General features: G+C 46.8%; 16 protein-coding genes. 13 read left to right on the forward strand and 3 right to left on the reverse strand.

The genetic code is table 11. The annotated features are described in order from the left end of the window. Nucleotides 1–36: 36 nt before the first annotated feature. Nucleotides 37–189, forward strand: a complete 153-nt coding sequence (locus MKX34_RS06530) for a hypothetical protein (protein ID WP_155288093.1) — start codon at nt 37–39, stop codon at nt 187–189. A 101-nt stretch (nt 190–290) separates the two neighbouring features. On the opposite strand, the gene MKX34_RS06535 is transcribed toward MKX34_RS06530, so the two are convergent. The 3 genes from MKX34_RS06535 to MKX34_RS06545 all read right to left on the reverse strand — a co-directional run bounded on the left by MKX34_RS06535 (nt 291) and on the right by MKX34_RS06545 (nt 3,032). Continuing rightward, the gene (locus MKX34_RS06535; protein ID WP_076297767.1) at nt 291–758 is read right to left on the reverse strand and encodes an ASCH domain-containing protein; all 468 of its coding nucleotides are present in this window, start codon (nt 756–758) and stop codon (nt 291–293) included. A gap of 24 nt (nt 759–782) precedes the next feature. After that, nucleotides 783–2,744 (reverse strand): ABC-F family ATP-binding cassette domain-containing protein, encoded by a 1,962-nt coding sequence (locus MKX34_RS06540; protein WP_076297768.1) that lies wholly within the window; start codon nt 2,742–2,744, stop codon nt 783–785. 120 nt (nt 2,745–2,864) lie between these two features. Then, nucleotides 2,865–3,032, reverse strand: a complete 168-nt coding sequence (locus MKX34_RS06545; RefSeq protein WP_162636617.1) for a hypothetical protein — start codon at nt 3,030–3,032, stop codon at nt 2,865–2,867. Nucleotides 3,033–3,210: 178 nt separating this feature from the next. On the opposite strand from MKX34_RS06545, the gene MKX34_RS06550 reads away from it, so the two are divergent. From MKX34_RS06550 to MKX34_RS06605, 12 genes are all read left to right on the forward strand, one after another. After that, complete coding sequence (locus tag MKX34_RS06550; RefSeq protein WP_036680049.1) at nt 3,211–3,588, forward strand: PH domain-containing protein; 378 nt, start codon at nt 3,211–3,213, stop codon at nt 3,586–3,588. 456 nt (nt 3,589–4,044) lie between these two features. Further along, nucleotides 4,045–4,206, forward strand: coding sequence for a hypothetical protein (locus MKX34_RS06555; protein ID WP_179089349.1), 162 nt, complete (start codon nt 4,045–4,047; stop codon nt 4,204–4,206). Between the two features lie 26 nt (nt 4,207–4,232). Further along, nucleotides 4,233–5,810 carry a gamma-glutamyltransferase gene (gene ggt, locus MKX34_RS06560; protein ID WP_076297769.1) on the forward strand — a complete coding sequence of 526 codons (1,578 nt, stop codon included), beginning with the start codon at nt 4,233–4,235 and terminating at the stop codon, nt 5,808–5,810. A 318-nt stretch (nt 5,811–6,128) separates the two neighbouring features. After that, complete coding sequence (locus tag MKX34_RS06565) at nt 6,129–7,565, forward strand: amidase family protein (protein ID WP_256717708.1); 1,437 nt, start codon at nt 6,129–6,131, stop codon at nt 7,563–7,565. Nucleotides 7,566–8,266: 701 nt separating this feature from the next. Then, nucleotides 8,267–8,479: a hypothetical protein gene (locus tag MKX34_RS06570; RefSeq protein ID WP_339204621.1), complete on the forward strand. Its 213-nt coding sequence runs from the start codon at nt 8,267–8,269 to the stop codon at nt 8,477–8,479. Between the two features lie 401 nt (nt 8,480–8,880). Next, a complete protein-coding gene (locus MKX34_RS06575) occupies nt 8,881–9,234 on the forward strand; it encodes a hypothetical protein (protein WP_339204623.1) in 354 nt (117 codons plus the stop codon). A 365-nt stretch (nt 9,235–9,599) separates the two neighbouring features. Beyond that, on the forward strand, nt 9,600–11,174 hold the full coding sequence (locus MKX34_RS06580) for a PucR family transcriptional regulator (RefSeq protein WP_076297770.1): 1,575 nt from the start codon (nt 9,600–9,602) through the stop codon (nt 11,172–11,174). Between the two features lie 67 nt (nt 11,175–11,241). Beyond that, entirely contained in the window at nt 11,242–12,366 is a 1,125-nt protein-coding gene (locus tag MKX34_RS06585; RefSeq protein ID WP_076275380.1) for an XdhC family protein, read from the forward strand. Beyond that, nucleotides 12,302–12,880, forward strand: coding sequence for an NTP transferase domain-containing protein (locus MKX34_RS06590; protein ID WP_063829796.1), 579 nt, complete (start codon nt 12,302–12,304; stop codon nt 12,878–12,880). The genes MKX34_RS06585 and MKX34_RS06590 overlap by 65 nt, the downstream gene beginning before the upstream one ends. A 254-nt stretch (nt 12,881–13,134) precedes the next feature. Then, on the forward strand, nt 13,135–14,295 hold the full coding sequence (locus tag MKX34_RS06595; protein WP_036680038.1) for a BMP family ABC transporter substrate-binding protein: 1,161 nt from the start codon (nt 13,135–13,137) through the stop codon (nt 14,293–14,295). 109 nt (nt 14,296–14,404) lie between these two features. Continuing rightward, nucleotides 14,405–15,937 carry an ABC transporter ATP-binding protein gene (locus MKX34_RS06600; protein WP_076297771.1) on the forward strand — a complete coding sequence of 511 codons (1,533 nt, stop codon included), beginning with the start codon at nt 14,405–14,407 and terminating at the stop codon, nt 15,935–15,937. Then, on the forward strand, nt 15,934–17,076 hold the full coding sequence (locus tag MKX34_RS06605; RefSeq protein WP_076297772.1) for an ABC transporter permease: 1,143 nt from the start codon (nt 15,934–15,936) through the stop codon (nt 17,074–17,076). Before MKX34_RS06600 ends, MKX34_RS06605 begins: the two co-directional genes overlap by 4 nt.

Below are 17,076 nucleotides of genomic sequence, written 5' to 3' on the forward strand. Positions count from 1 at the left end.
CTACTGTGACGATAAGATATTTTAGGAGGGGATCGCATGGAACAAGAAGAATTGAGCATTCCATTGAAACAGGAAAATGTGGTGCGTCCTGCAGAAGGCAATATTGCCACTGGGCTGGTTTGGGGTATCTTAATCAGCATTCCGTTATGGATCTCTGTTATTGGCTGGATTTTGGGATTTTGGCACTAAACCATAAATTAATGAGGATCTAATTCTGTTGAATTTATAGTATACACAAAAGGCTGTCCCTTCCTTGTGGAAGAGACAGCCTTTTGCGTTTTTTGAAGATCTTAGCCTTTTGTAAATACCACTTTGAAATTCTCACAAACAACTTTCATCTTTGGATCAAAGGGTTTGTTTAAGAATTTTAAGGATTCTCGGGTGAAGAACTGCTCATGATCATGCCGCCATGACTTAAGCGTCCGGTCACCTTCTCCTTCAGTATAGGCAAACTCAGCGCTAACCTCATCAAAAGGTATAATTTGTACATCTGTAGTAACAATTATTGCCTGCGGATCACCAGAACCATCCAGCACGATACTGTGACCGCCGACTTGCGGAAACGTCTCGTCACAAGTTTCAAATATATCATAATTTGAAGCAGTTCCTGTCTTAATCCCACGAATCACCAGATCGAGCAGTTCATCGGCCATCTGGGGACTGTCACCAAAGGCCCACGCGTCATAGTTATCCGCTGTTTGTGGATGAAGCTGGGTATATTCTTTCCATAACAACTTAATTTTTTCTTTGTTGTTCATATGCTCATCTCCTTATAGATCAATTTATAGATCAGTTGTCTCCATCCATCCTGTATAGAGCTCATCCAACTGTTCCTGTATCGCATCACGTTCTTGTTGCAGTTCAGCAAGTTCAACTGCATCGCTGCTGATCAGGGGCTCTAACATCTTGGCATCGATCACGCCAAGGCGTTTCTCTACCTCTGCAATGGCCGTTTCCCAGTCGAAGGTGTTGTTTTTCCTACGGGAACTGGAGGATTTAGTGTTGGTTTCTTTCCCTGAATCGTTAGATTGAGGCTTACCAGAGCCTGAACTTGTTCGTTCTGCAGAGAAAGGTTTAGTTTGATCCGCAAAAGAGGGAGCCAGTAATGCCTTTTCAGCTTGTTTTTCCTTGTAATATTCATAGTTTCCGTTGAACACTCCAAACCGCCCGTCTTCAATGGACCATAGTTTGTGAAATAGACGATTGATGAAATAACGGTCATGAGATACCGCCAGAACTGTGCCTGGAAATTCCTCTAGTGCTTCTTCGAGTGCTTCACGAGAATCTATGTCCAGATGATTGGTCGGCTCATCGAGAATCAGCAGATTTGGCTTGCGATGCATTAGTACAGCGAAACGCAGGCGGGTCCATTCACCACCGGACAGATTCGTAATGTCTTTGAATACATCGGGACCATAGAATAGAAAACGTGCAAGCTGCCCGCGAGCTTCACCTTCTTCAAGTCCAGCTTCTTCGCGGAAGTAGCGGAGTACAGACTGTTTGTTATTTTCCGGAACAGCCTCTTGTGCGAGGTAGCCGACCACAGTTCTTGAGCCAAGTGTACAGCTTCCGCTGTCCGGGGTTTCCTGCCCTAAAATAATTCTTAAAAGTGTACTTTTACCTGCCCCGTTACCGCCGATGAGTGCCGTAGTCTCTCCGTAGCGAAGCACTTCATTTGCCTCTGCGAAAAGGCTTCGCTGACCATAGGCTTTTCCGAGATCCTCCAAAATGACAACCTGATTACCGGAACGGTCATTTTGCTGTAGCTGCAAATCCATCGATTTGCGCTCCAGAATAGGACGTTTAACCTTCACCATACGATCCAGTGCTTTTTGCATGGATGCTGCTCTCCGGTAAAAGGAAGGGTTAGGAGGGGTCCCGCGATTGCCAAATTCAATGAGACGTTTGATGCTTTCCTGCATTTGTTTTATTTTTTTCTGCTGCTCTTGATAATCAGCAAATTGTTGAAGAAGCCGTGTTTCCTTCTCCACTTGATAGCCGCTGTAGTCGGTGTGGAAGGTAAAAGCTTCGCCATCTTCAATCTCGATGACTTTCTTGACTACAGCGTCCAGAAAGTAGCGGTCATGGGAAATCGCCAGCACTGTTCCATCATAACTCTGTAAAAATTGCTCCAACCATTCGATGGCATTCATATCGAGATGATTGGTTGGTTCATCCAGTAGAAGGATGTCTGGACGGCGCAGCAGTAGCTCTGCGAGTCCAACTTTTGTTTTTTCTCCTCCTGAAAGAGAGGCGAACAGTCGGCTGTATTGTCCGGTTCCGATCCCGAGACCCGAGACTACTCTCTGAATAGAGGATTCGATCTCGTACCCTCCGGCGGCCTCGAACTTATCCTGCAAGCTGCCATATTCTTTAAGCAGCCGATTCCAGAGGATTTCATCCGTTCCGCTGTTAAAGCTGGACATTTCCAGCTCAAGCTCCCGCAGGCGATGCTGCCATTGCAAAGGTTCGGCAAAGCTGCGCTGCAGAACATCATATACGGTTTCTTTTTCGTTAACTTCTTGAATTTGAGCTAACAGACCTACTACGCTGCCTTTGCGTATTGAGATTTGCCCTTCATCGGGGCGTTCCTCCCCGTTCAGCAGGTGGAATAGTGTCGTTTTGCCACAGCCGTTGCGGCCGATCAGGCCGATTTTTTCCCCTTGGCGGATATCGAAGGTGATGCTATTCAGCACGAGTTGTGCCCCGTGGTATTTTTGAACATTTTGGCATTGGATGATCATATATATTCTCCTTTAAGAATGCCCTTCGCACCGCCAGTACCCTAAATGGCTCCGAAATCCTGTAAAAAACCATAAAAAAAGACCGTAGGGAAATTTCCCCACGGCCTTATCATTCTCCGGTTAACTGATCCGTCCGGGTGATGGCAGGAAAGGCATTTCACAATTGTGTAGTGTTATTAAATTCATACAAATGGACAGACTTCTCCCGTTATCGCCATTTACATGAGCAATGCCAGCTATCGCTTTAGGTAGCCGACTCATAACACTGTTGGTCCAATTGTGATCCATTCCTTCCACACCCCTCTCTTAGTAAATTTAATGACAGTGTAATCAAAAATCAGAAAATAAGCAAGTAAAAAGATGTCAGAGAGTATTTTTACACAGCATAGAATATGGAAAATAGAATAATATGGTTCTGTAGTGGGGGGCAAGTGCCTAAATTTAACGGATGAAAAGAGGAAGAGATATGGCACTTTTTGACGGATTAATGGGCAATGCATCGCAAGTGAATCTTACGGAGGTCCAGCGGGAATACGCACAAATTCTTGCTCCTCAGGAGAAAATCGAACGTGCCTATAAGCTGATTAGAGATATGTTCATTTTTACGGACAAGCGGCTTATTCTGGTGGATAAACAAGGTCTGACGGGCAAGAAAACAGAATATCATTCGATCCCTTACAAAAGCATCTCGCATTATTCCGTGGAGACGGCAGGGCATTTTGATCTGGATGCGGAGCTATGTATCTACATTTCCAGCAGCACGCTTCCGGTGAAGAAGACCTTCAATAAATCCGTAAATATTTACGAGGTGCAGGCCGTGTTGTCGCAATATATTTTAAAATAAATTGTTTATTCGGTGTTCCAAAGCACAAGCCCCCCCTAAGCAAAAGTGGCTAAGATTACTAAGGTTGGATTCAGCTAGATATATCTGAGATAGGCAGCCAGTGGAAGAAATAGGTTAGAGACATATCCGAGATAGGTAGGCATTTGGTGGCAAAAGGTGACTAGACATATCTGGGATAGGTAGCCATTTGACGGTAAAAGGTCACGGTAGTACGCCATGGTAGTATGCGGCTCCCTGTAATTAAAATGATTTTATAATATTCGTAGACGTGAATCTACAAGGTTAAACAAAGATGACCTCTTATTTGTGCATAGCTCACAAAAAGAAGAGGTTTATTTTGCGTTTCAGCGTAACCGATTGACAAAGGATTTTCGTGTAATGTTAAATGACACTAATTAAACCTGAAGTTATAGGGGCTCGCAGAGGAACCTGGTGCAGAAGATAGGAAGATTGAATATGTTGAAGAATCCCGCCGCAGAAGATAGGAAGATTGAATATGTTGAAGAATCCCGCCGCAAAAACAAGGAGTTGGGACATGATGGTGAACTCATAAAACTTAGGGGGATGGGCATGAGGAAGAAACCCGTAAAATTTAGGGGGATGGGCATGGCGGAGTAATCCGTAAAAACATAGGGGGATGGGACATGGCGGAGAAACCCGTAATAGGCACAAAAACTATGGTAGTTAGCCCCCATTATTTAGCCTCGGCTGCTGGTGCACGTATGTTGGAAAAAGGGGGGAATGCCTTTGATGCAGCGGTGGCGATCAGTGCGACATTAGCTGTAGTATATCCGCATATGACGGGGCTAGGCGGAGATTCCTTTTGGTTGACCTATAACACGCAAGAGGCACGTGTTCAGGCCTATAACGGAAGCGGGCGCTCCGGGTACGGAGTCCGCAGAAGCAGCTATGCCGGGGATGCTTTTATTCCGCGGCGGGGGATTAGCAGCGCCATTACGGTGCCGGGGATGGCAGACAGTTGGGATGCCATACTGAGTAAGTATGGCCGCTTTACGCTGGCGGAAGTACTGGAGCCTGCTGTTGGTTATGCTTTGGAGGGGTTTCCGCTGTCGCCGGATCAGCGGAATAACACGGCTGTTGCGGGCTCTGCGCTGTCGCCGGAGGCGGCAGCGATTTACACGCCAGGCGGCGTGATTCCTTGTGCTGGATCGCGATTCCAGCAAAAACAGCTGGCAGCCACCCTGCGGACATTGGCGGCGGGTGGGCGGGACGCTTTTTATAAGGGGAAGATTGCGGAGGACATCTGTGACTTTATGCTGGCAGCTGGCGGGTATCTGACTCGGGATGACTTTGCGGATCATCAGGGCGAGTGGGGCGAGCCGCTTCATACGGATTATCACGGGCATACGGTGTACCAAGTGCCGCCTAACTCTCAAGGTTTCACAGGACTAATGAGTCTTAATATGTTGGAAAATTTCAACTTCGAAGTAATCGAACATGGATCGTATGAATACTACCACCTGCTTGTTGAAGTGTTGAAGCTAAGCTTCCGCGACCGGGATAGGGTGCTTACGGATCCGGATTTTAGTGCTATACCTTTGGAGCAGCTGCTGGATAAACGTTATGCAGGACAATTAGCGTCTGCGATCTCGATGCAAAAAGCTGCGCAACTGACAAGTCAGCCTATCGGCAGTGATACAGCTTATGCTGCGGTTGTGGATGAAGATGGGAATGCGGTCTCTTTTATTCAGAGTCTGTATTTTGAATTTGGCTCGGGCGTGGTCGCTGGGGATACTGGGATTCTGCTGCAGAATCGAGGTTCGTTTTTTTCGCTGAACCCCGGGCACATCAATACGCTTGAGCCGCATAAGCGCAGCTTCCACACACTGATGCCAGCGATGGCCTGCCGCGAGGGAAAACCTGCAATTCTTTATGGGACGCAAGGTGGCGAAGGTCAACCACAGACTCAAACTCTGCTGCTCACACGGATGCTGCATTATGGTATGAATCCACAAATGGCTGTGAATGCGCCGCGTTTTGTGTGGGGGAGAACGTGGGGAGAGCCTACGCAAGAACTGAAGGTGGAGAGCAGGGTAGCTGATGAGGTGCTGGCAGATTTGGCCGCAGCCGGTCATATTGTCCGGAAAGTAGATGACTACGATGGGGTTATGGGGCACGCTCATGTGGTTTCGATAGATGACAATGGATACCGCAGTGGGGGAACGGACCCGCGCTGCGATGGTGCGGCGATTGGGTGGTAGGTATAGGTGTGATGGAAGGATTGGAAGAACTCTGAAGGAATCGTAGGTGGAATGATGGATGGAAAAGCTGCTGATGGGGTCGTAGGAGGAAAGATGGAGAATTGGAAGGACTGCTGGAGGAATCGAAGGCGGGATGGTGTGGGATCCGAAAGGCTGATGGAAGAATCGTAGGTGGAATGATGGATGGAAAAGCTGCTGATGGGTCGTAGGAGGAAAGATGAGGAATTGGAAGGAACGCTGGAGGAATCGTAGGAGAAGCGTGGGATCCGAAAGGCTGATGGAAGGGTAAAAGTAATGGTCTAGGGAGGAGGGGGAATTATGGTTTTGGATAATCGGTATGGTGCGTTTATAGATCCTGAGCTTACGGTTGAGAGTTTAGGAAGCGGGATATTGGATGGACTGACCTTTGCAGTAAAAGATGTATTTGCTGTAACTGGACACAGCTCTTCTGCAGGTAATCCTGATTGGCTGCGTAGCCACCATCCATCCACGGAGCATGCGGTGGCTGTACATCGTTTACTGTTGTCGGGTGCTACACTTCGTGGTGCTGCCTATACGGATGAGCTGATGTATAGTCTGGGCGGCGAGAACCATCATTATGGAACGCCGATTAATCCGCGTGCTGTAGGTCGTATCCCAGGCGGATCTTCAAGTGGTTCGGCAGTAGCGGTAGCTTCTGGTAGTGTTGATTTTGCGCTCGGAACAGATACCGGTGGCTCAATTCGAGTACCTTCCTCTTATTGCGGAGTATATGGCTTCCGGCCAACGCATGGAGCTGTGGATTTTCAAGGTGTTATTCCATTATCTCCGGCTTTTGATACAGTTGGCTGGGTGTCGGATCGCTTGGATGTGCTCCAGAAGGTAGGGGAAGTGTTACTTGTGGCTGGGAGTACATCTGTAAAGACGTCGAAGAAAATAGGAAGTAGTCTAGAAGAAACTGTAGGGAAGAGCATAGAGAAGAATGTATTGGAAAATTTGAAGAACAACTTAGAGGGAGACATGGTGAAGACTGATAAAAATAATTTAGAAAAGAGCCAGAAGGAAAGTTTAGAAACGATTTTGGAGAAACGTATTGAGAAGAGTGCTGAGAAGAGTACGGAGAAAATTTTAGAGATTGGCCCGGAAAACAAGGTAAAAAAGAATATGGAAGACAAAAATAAAATGGGTACTTTATTTGTTGCTACTGACTGCTGGGCTTTGGTTAATCTGGAGAATGCAGCTATTTTATCGGAGGGATTGAGTTGTTTGCGATCCGGGGCAGATCATCTCATGGAGATAGAAATTGCTTTGGAGGGGTTAAGGGTCTGGATGGATGTTTTTAGAGAATTGCAGGGGAATGAAATTTGGGAAACTCATGGCGTTTGGATTGAGAACGAGAAACCAGTCTTTGGGCCTGATATTGCAGCGCGATTCTCGTGGGCTGCCAGTTTGGCGGAAGAGGATCATAGCGTTGCACAATGTAAGCAAAAAGAGATTTCTAATCATTTGCGCCTGCTGCTAGGAGAGGACAATTGTCTTGTGATTCCGACAGTTCCGGGACCAGCGCCGCTGCGTGGAGGGGATTTGCGCCAATTGGAGGTGAATCGTAGTGGTGCGATGATGTTGAGTTGCATAGCTGGGTTGGCGGGTTTGCCTCAGGTAACATTACCTATGCTCTCCACAAGTGGATTGCCACTGGGATTATCCGTTATTGCCGGACATGGTCAGGATCTCCGGTTACTCTCTTGGGTGAATGAAGTGTGGCAGCAGTCTTGAGAGGCTGAGTGCAGTGGTCTTGAAAAAGCAGCGATACTAAACAGACCGTAGCTACGAACAACATATCTTGACACTTTTCTAGTTACATTTCTAGTTACTTTTCTAGTTACTGTTAACCGATACTCCTCCATTACTCTCTTGGAATACACTCTAGAAATACATTCTAGGAAGACGCTTTAGGATTACACTCTAGAAATACACTCTGGGAATACACTATAGGATTACACTCTAGAAATACACTCTAACGCCACACTCACTTATTGATTCACAAATTAACGAAATACACATGTCATTCCCGCCTACTCTTAGTTTTATTTACACCGGGGAGCCCAGTGGAGTTGATTTAAAAACTAAGGTAGCTTAAGTTGGCTCAATAGTGGAGTGGTAGAGTGAAAAAGATAAATTCAGCGCTCGATTATGTGGTATAAGACCAGTAGATTTAAGTGAATACGTCGCTGGAGAGAAAAGAACGGTATAAATCCCGCAGAAATCGGGGGAAGTGCTTAAGTAACTAAAAAGAACGGTATAAATCCCGCAGAAATCAGGGAAATGGCTTAAGTAACTAAAAAGAACGGTATAAATCCCGCAGAAACCGGGAAATGGCACAAGTAGCTAAAAAGAACGGTATAAATCCCGCAGAAATCGTGGGAAGTGCTTAAGTAACTAAAAAGAACGGTATAACTCCCGCAAAATCCAGAAAAGTGGCACAAGTAGCTAAAAAGAACGGTATAAATCCCGCAGAATCCAGGAAAGTGGAACAAGTAGCTAAAAAGAACGGTATAAATCCCGCAGAATCTGGGAAAGTGGCCCAAGTAGCTAAAAAGAACGGTATAAATCCCGCAGAATCTGGGAAAGTGGCCCAAGTAGCTAAAAAGAACGGTATAAATCCCGCAGAATCTGGGAAAGTGGCATAAGTAACTAAAAAGAACAGTATTAATCCCGTAGAATCCGGGGAAATGGCTCAAGCAGCTAAAAAGTACAGTATAAATCCCGTAGAAATCTGGGAAAGTGGCCCAAGTAGCTAAAAAGAACGGTATAAATCCCGCAGAATCTGGGAAAGTGGCATAAGTAACTAAAAAGAACGGTATAAATCCCGCAGAATCCGGGGAAATGGCTCAAGTAACTAAAAAGTACAGTATAAATCCCGCAGAATCCGGGGAAATGGCTCAAGCAGCTAAAAAGTACAGTATAAATCCCGTAGAAATCTGGGAAAGTGGCCCAAGTAGCTAAAAAGAACGTTATAACTCCCGCAGAATCCGGGGAAATGGCTCATGTAACTAAAAAGTACAGTATAAATCCCGTAGAATCCAGGAAAGTGGCACAAGTAGCTAAAAAGAACGGTATAAATCCCGCAGAATCTGGGAAAGTGGCCCAAGTAGCTAAAAAGAACGGTATAAATCCCGCAGAATCTGGCAAAGACGCCTATGTAGTCAAAAAGAAGGGCAAAAGTGCCCTTCATCTCGGCAATTCCGGCCGAATAGCCAAAAAGAAGGGCAAAAGTGCCTTTCACCTCTACCGGCAGCAGTGGATCTATAAGAGCTTGTACCTCCGCCACAGCTATAGTGGGGTGGTATTATCTCTGCTCGTACGGATCTTCTACACTGCTCAATTCCCCGTCTTGCAGCGCTGGTGTGCCTGCGACTTCGATCTTGATGGCCAATTCGAATAGCCTGAGAATACCCTGCCACCTATTCCGACTCCCTATTCAGATTCCCGCGTGAACCCGTAAAAACTTGTTTTTACTCGAAAGCCCTCCCTCAACTCCACCTACTATTTTCCAATCCCCTTATACAGTTCACATGAACGATATGAGCTAAAGTTCAATAATTCATAATTCATAATTCATAATTCATAATTCATAATTCATAATTCATCATTCATGTTCCATGTTCATTTTGTGTTAAGTTTATTAACATATAAATCATGAAAATTTAACTTCCCTCTATTCAACACGGTTCATTTTAATTATAATGTTACATAAAATAACATTATAAATCAGAAATGGTTCTATTGATCCTAATAAGGAGGGGTGGCATGCATCTTACGGTTGAAGAAGCGTTGTCCATTTATCCTTTGTCCGAGGCGAAGCTTATCGCTGGGTCTAAAGGGAAACATCGAATTGTGAAGTCAATTAATGTGATGGATGCTCCCGATATCTCGGATTGGATCAAAGAAGGCGAGATGCTGCTAACGACAGCCTATTTGATAAAGGACAATATGGAGGAAGCCTCTGCCTTGCTGCAGACTTTGAATCGCCGGGGATCTTCGGCCTTGGGCATTAAGCTGGGGCGATTTTGGGATGAAGTACCAGAGCAACTGGTTGCAGAAGCGGAGAGTCTTAACTTCCCGCTTATCCAGCTGCCTTTCGAGTTTACTTTTTCGGATCAGATGAATGGTCTGTTTCGCGCCGAGCTTAGCCGCAGCACTCACGTTCTGCAGAGCATTATGGAAAAGCAGAAAAAGCTGATGCAATTTGCCCTAAGATCTGTCCGCAGCCGTCCGTTGTTTGATTCGGTGTCTGAAGTGATTGGCCATTCACTTGTGGTGGTTAGCGCAAGGGGGGATGTGATCTACAACAACTCTGAATACCATCCTTCACAGCTGCTGGAGGGGTGGCCGTGGCAGAAACGGAATCAGCGCTTTCGTGTTGGAGATCATGTGGGCTACCGTACACCACTTTTGCAAGGAGAGAAGTGCTCTGGATATCTATTGTTTTGTGCCATCGACCCTTTATTGCTCCCAATGGAAGAAAGTTTGTTCGTTCAGGGAGCTGAACTTATTTCATATCATATTCATTCAGGATACGAAGATTATTTTGAACAGGCAGAACACAGGGAGTTTAGCGGATTGCTGAGACGTTGTTTGAGCGGTAATTTATCTTACACAGATTTGGCGAAGGCTGCTCTCGACTTGGAGATTGAGCTGCTTCAATCACCATTTTGTCTCCTATTGACCGATACAGCTGCGACTGGGGAAGAACGCCAAGGTGAGCTGCTCAGACTAAAAGAAGAATATCTTGAACATCCCGGGCTGCGGGAAGTAAAGGGAATTCATGTGATCATAGATCAAGGACTTTTGTCTATATATCCGGGAGATCGTCAGCGTCCTGAACAATTCCGGGATCTAATCCAGGCTTGTTTTAACAACATGAAGTTTGATAAGGGATATTATCCGCGAGCTGCGATAAGCAGTTGTAAAACGAAGCCGGAGGGGCTGAAGGAGGCTTTTGCGGAGGTAAAGGATTGTATGGGAATGCTTCAGGGCGGGGGAGTAAAAGGGAATGTTGTGCATTACCGGCAGCTTGAGCTTAACCTGCTACTCGGGCAAATTCCGGCAGAGGTTATGGAGAAATATTGTAATGGAAGTCTTAGAGGGTTGCTTAACCGAGAACCGGAGTATGTCAGGGAAATGCTGCGAACGCTGGAAGTTTATCTAGAGAACGATGGTCATGTTAATGAGACGGCTAAGAAACTGTTTATTCATCGAAACACGGCTACCTACCGGATCGAGAAGCTTAGTGAGCTGCTGGACGTCGATTTTAAAAAAATAAATGATCTAATGAGGTTGAAGTTAGTATTCATGTTTCGGAGGATGCTCGGAAGGGACTAAGTTCTAAGTTCTAAGTTCTAAGTTCTAAGATCTGGGTTGAAATGCAAACACGGAGGAGGGGAACCTCGTGAATACACATGAAATCGCAATGCATATTCAAACCCATCAGGCGCCTGCGGTGCTGGCAACGCTGATAGAGGTGGAGGGACACTCGTATCGTAAAGCCGGAGCGGTGATGTTGTTTTTTGAAGAAGGTACGATTGGGAGCCTGAGTCCAGGTTGTCTGGAAAACGATCTGCAGCTGCGAACTTCTGAGATCTGGGAACGAGGGCTGCCCGAAATTGTGGAATACAACATGCTGTCTCCGGATGATCTGTCCTGGGGTGAGGTTGTCGGCTGTGGAGGCAAAATCAAAGTAGTGCTAGAACCCGTGCGGGGTCAGCTCTACAAGCTTTTAGTGCAGGCGAGTGACAGATTGGCTAGGGGAGAGAAGCTAATTTTGTTCCGCGAAGCAGTGGAGAAAGGTTTTATCTATAAGCTGGAGCTGGATCCAGACATTGTACTGCCGCAGAGCAAGAAACATCCGAAATTATCCCACTCGGCAAAAGAAAGCCTGGCGGCAGGTCGCTTTATGGCCGCTCCAGCAGAATTGACAGCATTCCATACGTCTTTCGTGCCTAAACCGCGGCTTGTGATTTTTGGTGGTGGGCTTGATGTGGTTCCAATTGCGGAACTTGCTGACAGAGTTGGCTTTCGGGTTGCGGTTGCGGATTGGCGTGAAGGAAGCTTGCACAATAAGTTTCCTCGAGCTGAACAAGTAATTTGTTCCCCCGTGGAGGTTGTTCAGCGATTGGGTGTAGCCCGGGAGGATTATGTATTGATATGCAGTCATCAACTTGGGCGGGATAGACAGTTCCTGGAGAGTGTGATTCCGCTTGCTCCTCTATATATAGGGATTATCGGTTCGAAGGCGCGGATATCTCTTTTACTGGAAGGGCTTGAGGCTCCTGCATCTTTGCATGCACCTGTAGGGTTGCCGATTGGAGGAGAAGGTCCGGAGGAGATTGCGGTCAGTATTATAGCGGAAATTATTCAAATTAGAAGGGTGGGCTCACGAGAGCTGCCCAAAGGAGCGGATAGTATTGAAAGTAGCAGGAATATATTTGGCAGCGGGGCAGAGCAGGCGGATGGGCGTGTCCAAGGTTTCACTGAAATTGTCGCAGGAGGTCTCACTCGGGAGCGTCGCGCTTAGTGAATTGGATCGTTGCAATCTAGAACCGCTAATCGTGGTAGTGCGTGCGGATGACAACTTGGAATGGCTGCCACCCGCGATTGAACCGCAAGCATCCAGACGTACCGAAACTTGCTTAACCGCACATCTAGGATTGTCTTTTTCACTGCGCTGCGGCCTTAATGCGGTATTACCTTTGCAGCCCGATGCAGTAGTTGTGGCGCTTGCGGATCAGCCATTTATTACTACAGCATTAGTGAACCGTCTAATACAAACGTTTGAACAATCTCCGGAGATGGACTATGTCGCTAGCGTCAGCAATGGGTCGGCTATGCCCCCGGCTTTGTTCTCGAAGACGTTGTTTCCAGCACTACAGGGATTAGATGGAGATCGAGGAGCGGCGGGGATATTGCGTTCACCTGATTATAAGGGGATTGTTCTGGAATCTGAGTCTGCCCATTATTTCATGGACGCAGATACAAAAGAGGATTTTGGTGAGATTCAGGAGCAATGGATTCTGAGAAATGGAAAGTGAAGTAAAGAATAGTCTGGAAGGTAATCTGAAAAGTAATCTGAAACAGTGTTCCTTTTCCACTTCTGGTCATATAATGTGACACGAAACTCACCATACAAAAACCAATTAGTGCATTACACACAAAAAAAGTTCTGATTCTTATATTCATATACAAACGTATGTTATATAAATTTACGCCAAGGCCACCTCTAAGTATAGTAGAAGTACATTAATGGTTGCAGCCATGATGAGAGATGATTTGGAGGAGGAGAATTATGAAAAAAAGGGGTCAGTTCATAACATCTTGTCTTGCATTAATGGTTCTAATGACGGTGGCTTTGGTGGGGTGTGGCAGCAATAATAATACTTCTACAAATGCAACGGAGGCACCAGCGACAACTACAGCGGCAACAGAAGCAACTGCAACAACAGAACCGGCTGCAAAGAAACCGACGGTTGCTTTTGTTTATATCGGACCTCCAGGGGATGGCGGCTACACGTACCAACATGATCAAGGACGGCTGTATATGGAGAAGGAGCTGGGGATTAAAGCTGACTTTGTAGAAAATGTCCCTGAAAGTGCTGACGCCGAACGAATCATCACCGAGCTTGCACAATCACACGACATCGTGTTTACAACGAGCTTCGGATATATGGATTTTACATTAAATGTAGCGGGCAAATTCCCCAACGTGAAGTTCCTGCATGCTTCGGGTTACAAAACCGCAGAGAACATGGGAACCTACTTCGGGAAAAACTATCAGGCCAGCTATCTGAGCGGCATAGCGGCAGGAAAAATGACCAAAAACAATCAGCTTGGTTATGTGGGCGCTTTTCCGATCAGCGAAGTGATTTATAACTTGAATGCTTTTACCCTTGGAGCACAAAGTGTCAATCCTGATGTAAAGGTGAATGTGGTATGGACGAATACATGGTATGACCCGACGACTGAACGTCAAGCGGCAATCAGCTTGCTGGATAAGGGTGCGGATGTGCTTTTGGCCTATCAGGATTCACCTGCAACACTGCAGGCTGCTGCTGAACGAGGGGCATTTGCCGGGGGAAATGACTCGGATATGAGCAAATACGCTCCGGACAATTATTTGACGAACCCGGTATGGAATTGGGGGCCGTATTACGTAAAAGCTGTGCAGGCAGTTATGGATGGAACCTGGAAGAGCGAGCAGTATTCCGGTGATATGGCTGACGGTATGGTGGAGCTGGCTCCTTTCGGGAACAAGATCCCAGATGATGTGAAAAAGCTTGTCGAAGACGCCAAAGCCAAAATTATCAGTGGTGAGCTGGAGGTTTTCACAGGTCCGATCTCAGATAATCAAGGGAATGTGAAGGTTCAGGAGGGTCAGAAGCTGACCTTGGAGGAAGTGCTGGGCATGAACTGGCTCGTAAAGGGTGTGGAAGGAACTATCCCGCAATAATGTTTAAAAATAGGGAATAAGATGTGCACAATCTATGGGTGGGGCGGGTTCCGTTAAGCGGAAACTTCCCCACCCGTACTACAACTTGAAGGAAGGAGGGGTTCAGGCCATGCGGGGAACTTCAGTTGAAATGCGGGGGATTGTGAAAAAATTCGGCTCGGTAACCGCCAGTGATCAAGTCGACTTTTCGGCAAATGCGGGTGAGATTCATGCGTTGCTTGGGGAGAATGGGGCCGGGAAGAGCACGGTGATGAGCATGCTGTCAGGGGTGTATAGAGCAGATGAAGGAGAAATCTCCATTCATGGGAAAGGTGCTCTGATCCGTTCTCCTAAAGATGCTGCACAGCTGGGTGTAGGTATGGTGTTTCAGAACTTTAGGCTGGTGCAAAGCCTTACAGCAGCGGAAAATATCGTGCTTGGCGAAAAGTCGTCTTTCTGGCGCGGCCGTAAATGGATGAAGAACAAACGCAAGGAGATAAAGGCATTAGCAGAACGGTTTGGACTGAATTTCCCGGTGGATCGCCCGATCTGGCAGTTATCCGTGGGTGAACAGCAGCGTGTTGAAATCGTTAAGACGCTGTATCGCGGGGCTGACATTATTATTCTGGATGAACCAACCTCTGTACTGACTCCGGGAGAGGTGGAACAGCTATTTGAAACGCTGCGGGTCATGAAGCAGGCAGGAAAAACGGTCATTATGACTACTCATAAAATGAAAGAGGTTATGGCGTCCTCCGATCGGATTTCCGTCATGCGTAAAGGGAAAATGATCGCCACACTGATCACGGCAGATACAGATGAACTGGAGCTGGCTCGTCTGATGGTGGGCAAGGAAGTAACCATCACCCGTCAAGAACGGGAAGCCACTGAAGGGGATTCTTTATTAGAAGTGAAAGATGTGGACGTATATGCCGATCACGGGCGAAAAGCACTGGATCACTTCTCTCTGAACGTATGTAAAGGAGAGATTGTAGGCGTAGCTGGGGTAGCTGGCAATGGGCAAAAGGAACTGGCTGAAGTGTTAACTGGTCTTAGAGGCTGGAAAAGTGGTGAAATCACGTTTGATGGAAAGACGGTGAAATCCGCTTCGGTTAGAGGGGCAATTGATTCAGGAATCTCCCACGTGCCGGAGAACCGGATGAAGAGCGGTTTAGCTGGACGCCTCGGATCGGTGGATAATCTTTTGTTTAAGTCTTACCGCTCAGAGGAGCACTCCAAATTTGGTTTCTTGAAGTCCGCGAAGAACCGTTTGTGGTCACAGGAGCTGGTCCAGCGCTTTAATGTCAAAACACCTGAGCTGGAGACGCCAGTACAACAGTTGTCAGGTGGTAATCAGCAGAAGCTGCTCTTTGCACGTGAGATCAGTCATCGGCCGAAGCTGATGGTCGCCGTTCATCCGACACAAGGGCTGGATGTAGGTGCCACGGCAGGTGTTCACGACCTTCTTATGGAGCTGCGTGGTTCAGGTAGTGGCGTGTTGTTAATTTCGGAGGATTTAGATGAATTGCTTCAGTTGTCCGACCGGATTCTAGTGATCTATAACGGCTCAATTATTGGTGAGAGTACACATGAGGAAGCGAATCGAGAGAGCATCGGACTACTAATGGCTGGTATTCATAATAGAGAGGAGAGCGCCGTATGAGTCTGGAGAATGGAAGAAATACCGCAGCAGCAGTACTGGAACCCCTCCCCTCCCACTCCGGAAAACGATTCTCTCTACGTTTCGAATACGATGCCAGCCGCATCCGTTCTCCTTGGTGGACACCTATTGTATCTATAGTTTTAGCGCTATTGTTGTGTGCCCTATTTATTGCGGCGAATGGTATGAATCCGGTGCTGGTCTATGAAAAAATGTTCCGTGGCGCATTTGGCACTGCGTATGGGCTCACGGAAACGATGGTTAAAGCGATCCCGCTACTCCTATGTGGGCTTGGGATTGCTGTGGCTTACCGCATTTCGGTATGGAATATTGGAGCAGAAGGCCAGTTAACTGTTGGGGCTATGGCGGCCACAGCGGTCACGATTTATTTTCCTGACTTACCTTCATTCTGGTCCCTGAGCTTAATGCTGCTGTTCGGTATTGCCGCGGGTGCGTTTTGGGGACTGCTGACAGCTATTCCGCGGACGCATTTTGGAGTGAATGAGCTAATCACTTCATTAATGCTGAATTATGTTGCCCTATTGGCGCTCGATTACGTGGTATTCGGACCCTGGAAAGATCCTAAAGGATTTAATTTCCCGGGATCACCTATGTTTACTGCGGCTCAATCGCTGCCTGTTCTCGGAAGTACAAGATTGCATATTGGATTGTTATTTGGACTTATCGCCGTTGTGATTTATTACTTAATGATTCGTTTTACCAAGTGGGGTTACGAGCTCCGTCTGATTGGGGCCAATCCTGTTGCAGCCAGATACGCGGGGATTCCTATCAAGCGCCATATTATTATCGTCATGCTGATCAGTGGGGGGCTCGCCGGGATCGCTGGCATGGCGGAGGTCTCCGGTGTTACACACAAGCTGATGCAGGGTATTTCACCGGGTTATGGATACACCGCCATTATTGTAGCTTGGTTGGCCAAATTGAATCCACTCGGTCTAATCGTTACTTCTATTTTATTCGGTGGCTTAATTGTTGGCGGATATAGTGTTCAAACCATCGGGCTGCCCTCATCGATATCAGAAATGCTGCAGGGCTCCATCCTGTTTTTCTTGATTGCTGGCGATATGATCTATCGTTTCCGCATTCGCCGTAGCCGGGTTCAGCTGAAAGGGGGGAGATAG

The sequence above is a fragment of the Paenibacillus sp. FSL R5-0636 genome (genome assembly GCF_037974255.1).
In the GTDB taxonomy this organism is placed as follows: Bacteria; Bacillota; Bacilli; order Paenibacillales; family Paenibacillaceae; genus Paenibacillus_AQ; species Paenibacillus_AQ odorifer.

Coding starts and splice junctions, on each gene's coding strand:
- ggt (WP_076297769.1), top strand. CDS start 4,233: ATGGCGGAGAAACCCGTAATAGGCACAAAAACTATGGTAGTTAGCCCC.
- MKX34_RS06545 (WP_162636617.1), bottom strand. CDS start 3,032: ATGGATCACAATTGGACCAACAGTGTTATGAGTCGGCTACCTAAAGCG.
- MKX34_RS06600 (WP_076297771.1), top strand. CDS start 14,405: ATGCGGGGAACTTCAGTTGAAATGCGGGGGATTGTGAAAAAATTCGGC.
- MKX34_RS06595 (WP_036680038.1), top strand. CDS start 13,135: ATGAAAAAAAGGGGTCAGTTCATAACATCTTGTCTTGCATTAATGGTT.
- MKX34_RS06590 (WP_063829796.1), top strand. CDS start 12,302: ATGGGCGTGTCCAAGGTTTCACTGAAATTGTCGCAGGAGGTCTCACTC.
- MKX34_RS06550 (WP_036680049.1), top strand. CDS start 3,211: ATGGCACTTTTTGACGGATTAATGGGCAATGCATCGCAAGTGAATCTT.
- MKX34_RS06605 (WP_076297772.1), top strand. CDS start 15,934: ATGAGTCTGGAGAATGGAAGAAATACCGCAGCAGCAGTACTGGAACCC.
- MKX34_RS06580 (WP_076297770.1), top strand. CDS start 9,600: ATGCATCTTACGGTTGAAGAAGCGTTGTCCATTTATCCTTTGTCCGAG.
- MKX34_RS06540 (WP_076297768.1), bottom strand. CDS start 2,744: ATGATCATCCAATGCCAAAATGTTCAAAAATACCACGGGGCACAACTC.
- MKX34_RS06555 (WP_179089349.1), top strand. CDS start 4,045: ATGTTGAAGAATCCCGCCGCAGAAGATAGGAAGATTGAATATGTTGAA.
- MKX34_RS06530 (WP_155288093.1), top strand. CDS start 37: ATGGAACAAGAAGAATTGAGCATTCCATTGAAACAGGAAAATGTGGTG.
- MKX34_RS06565 (WP_256717708.1), top strand. CDS start 6,129: ATGGTTTTGGATAATCGGTATGGTGCGTTTATAGATCCTGAGCTTACG.
- MKX34_RS06535 (WP_076297767.1), bottom strand. CDS start 758: ATGAACAACAAAGAAAAAATTAAGTTGTTATGGAAAGAATATACCCAG.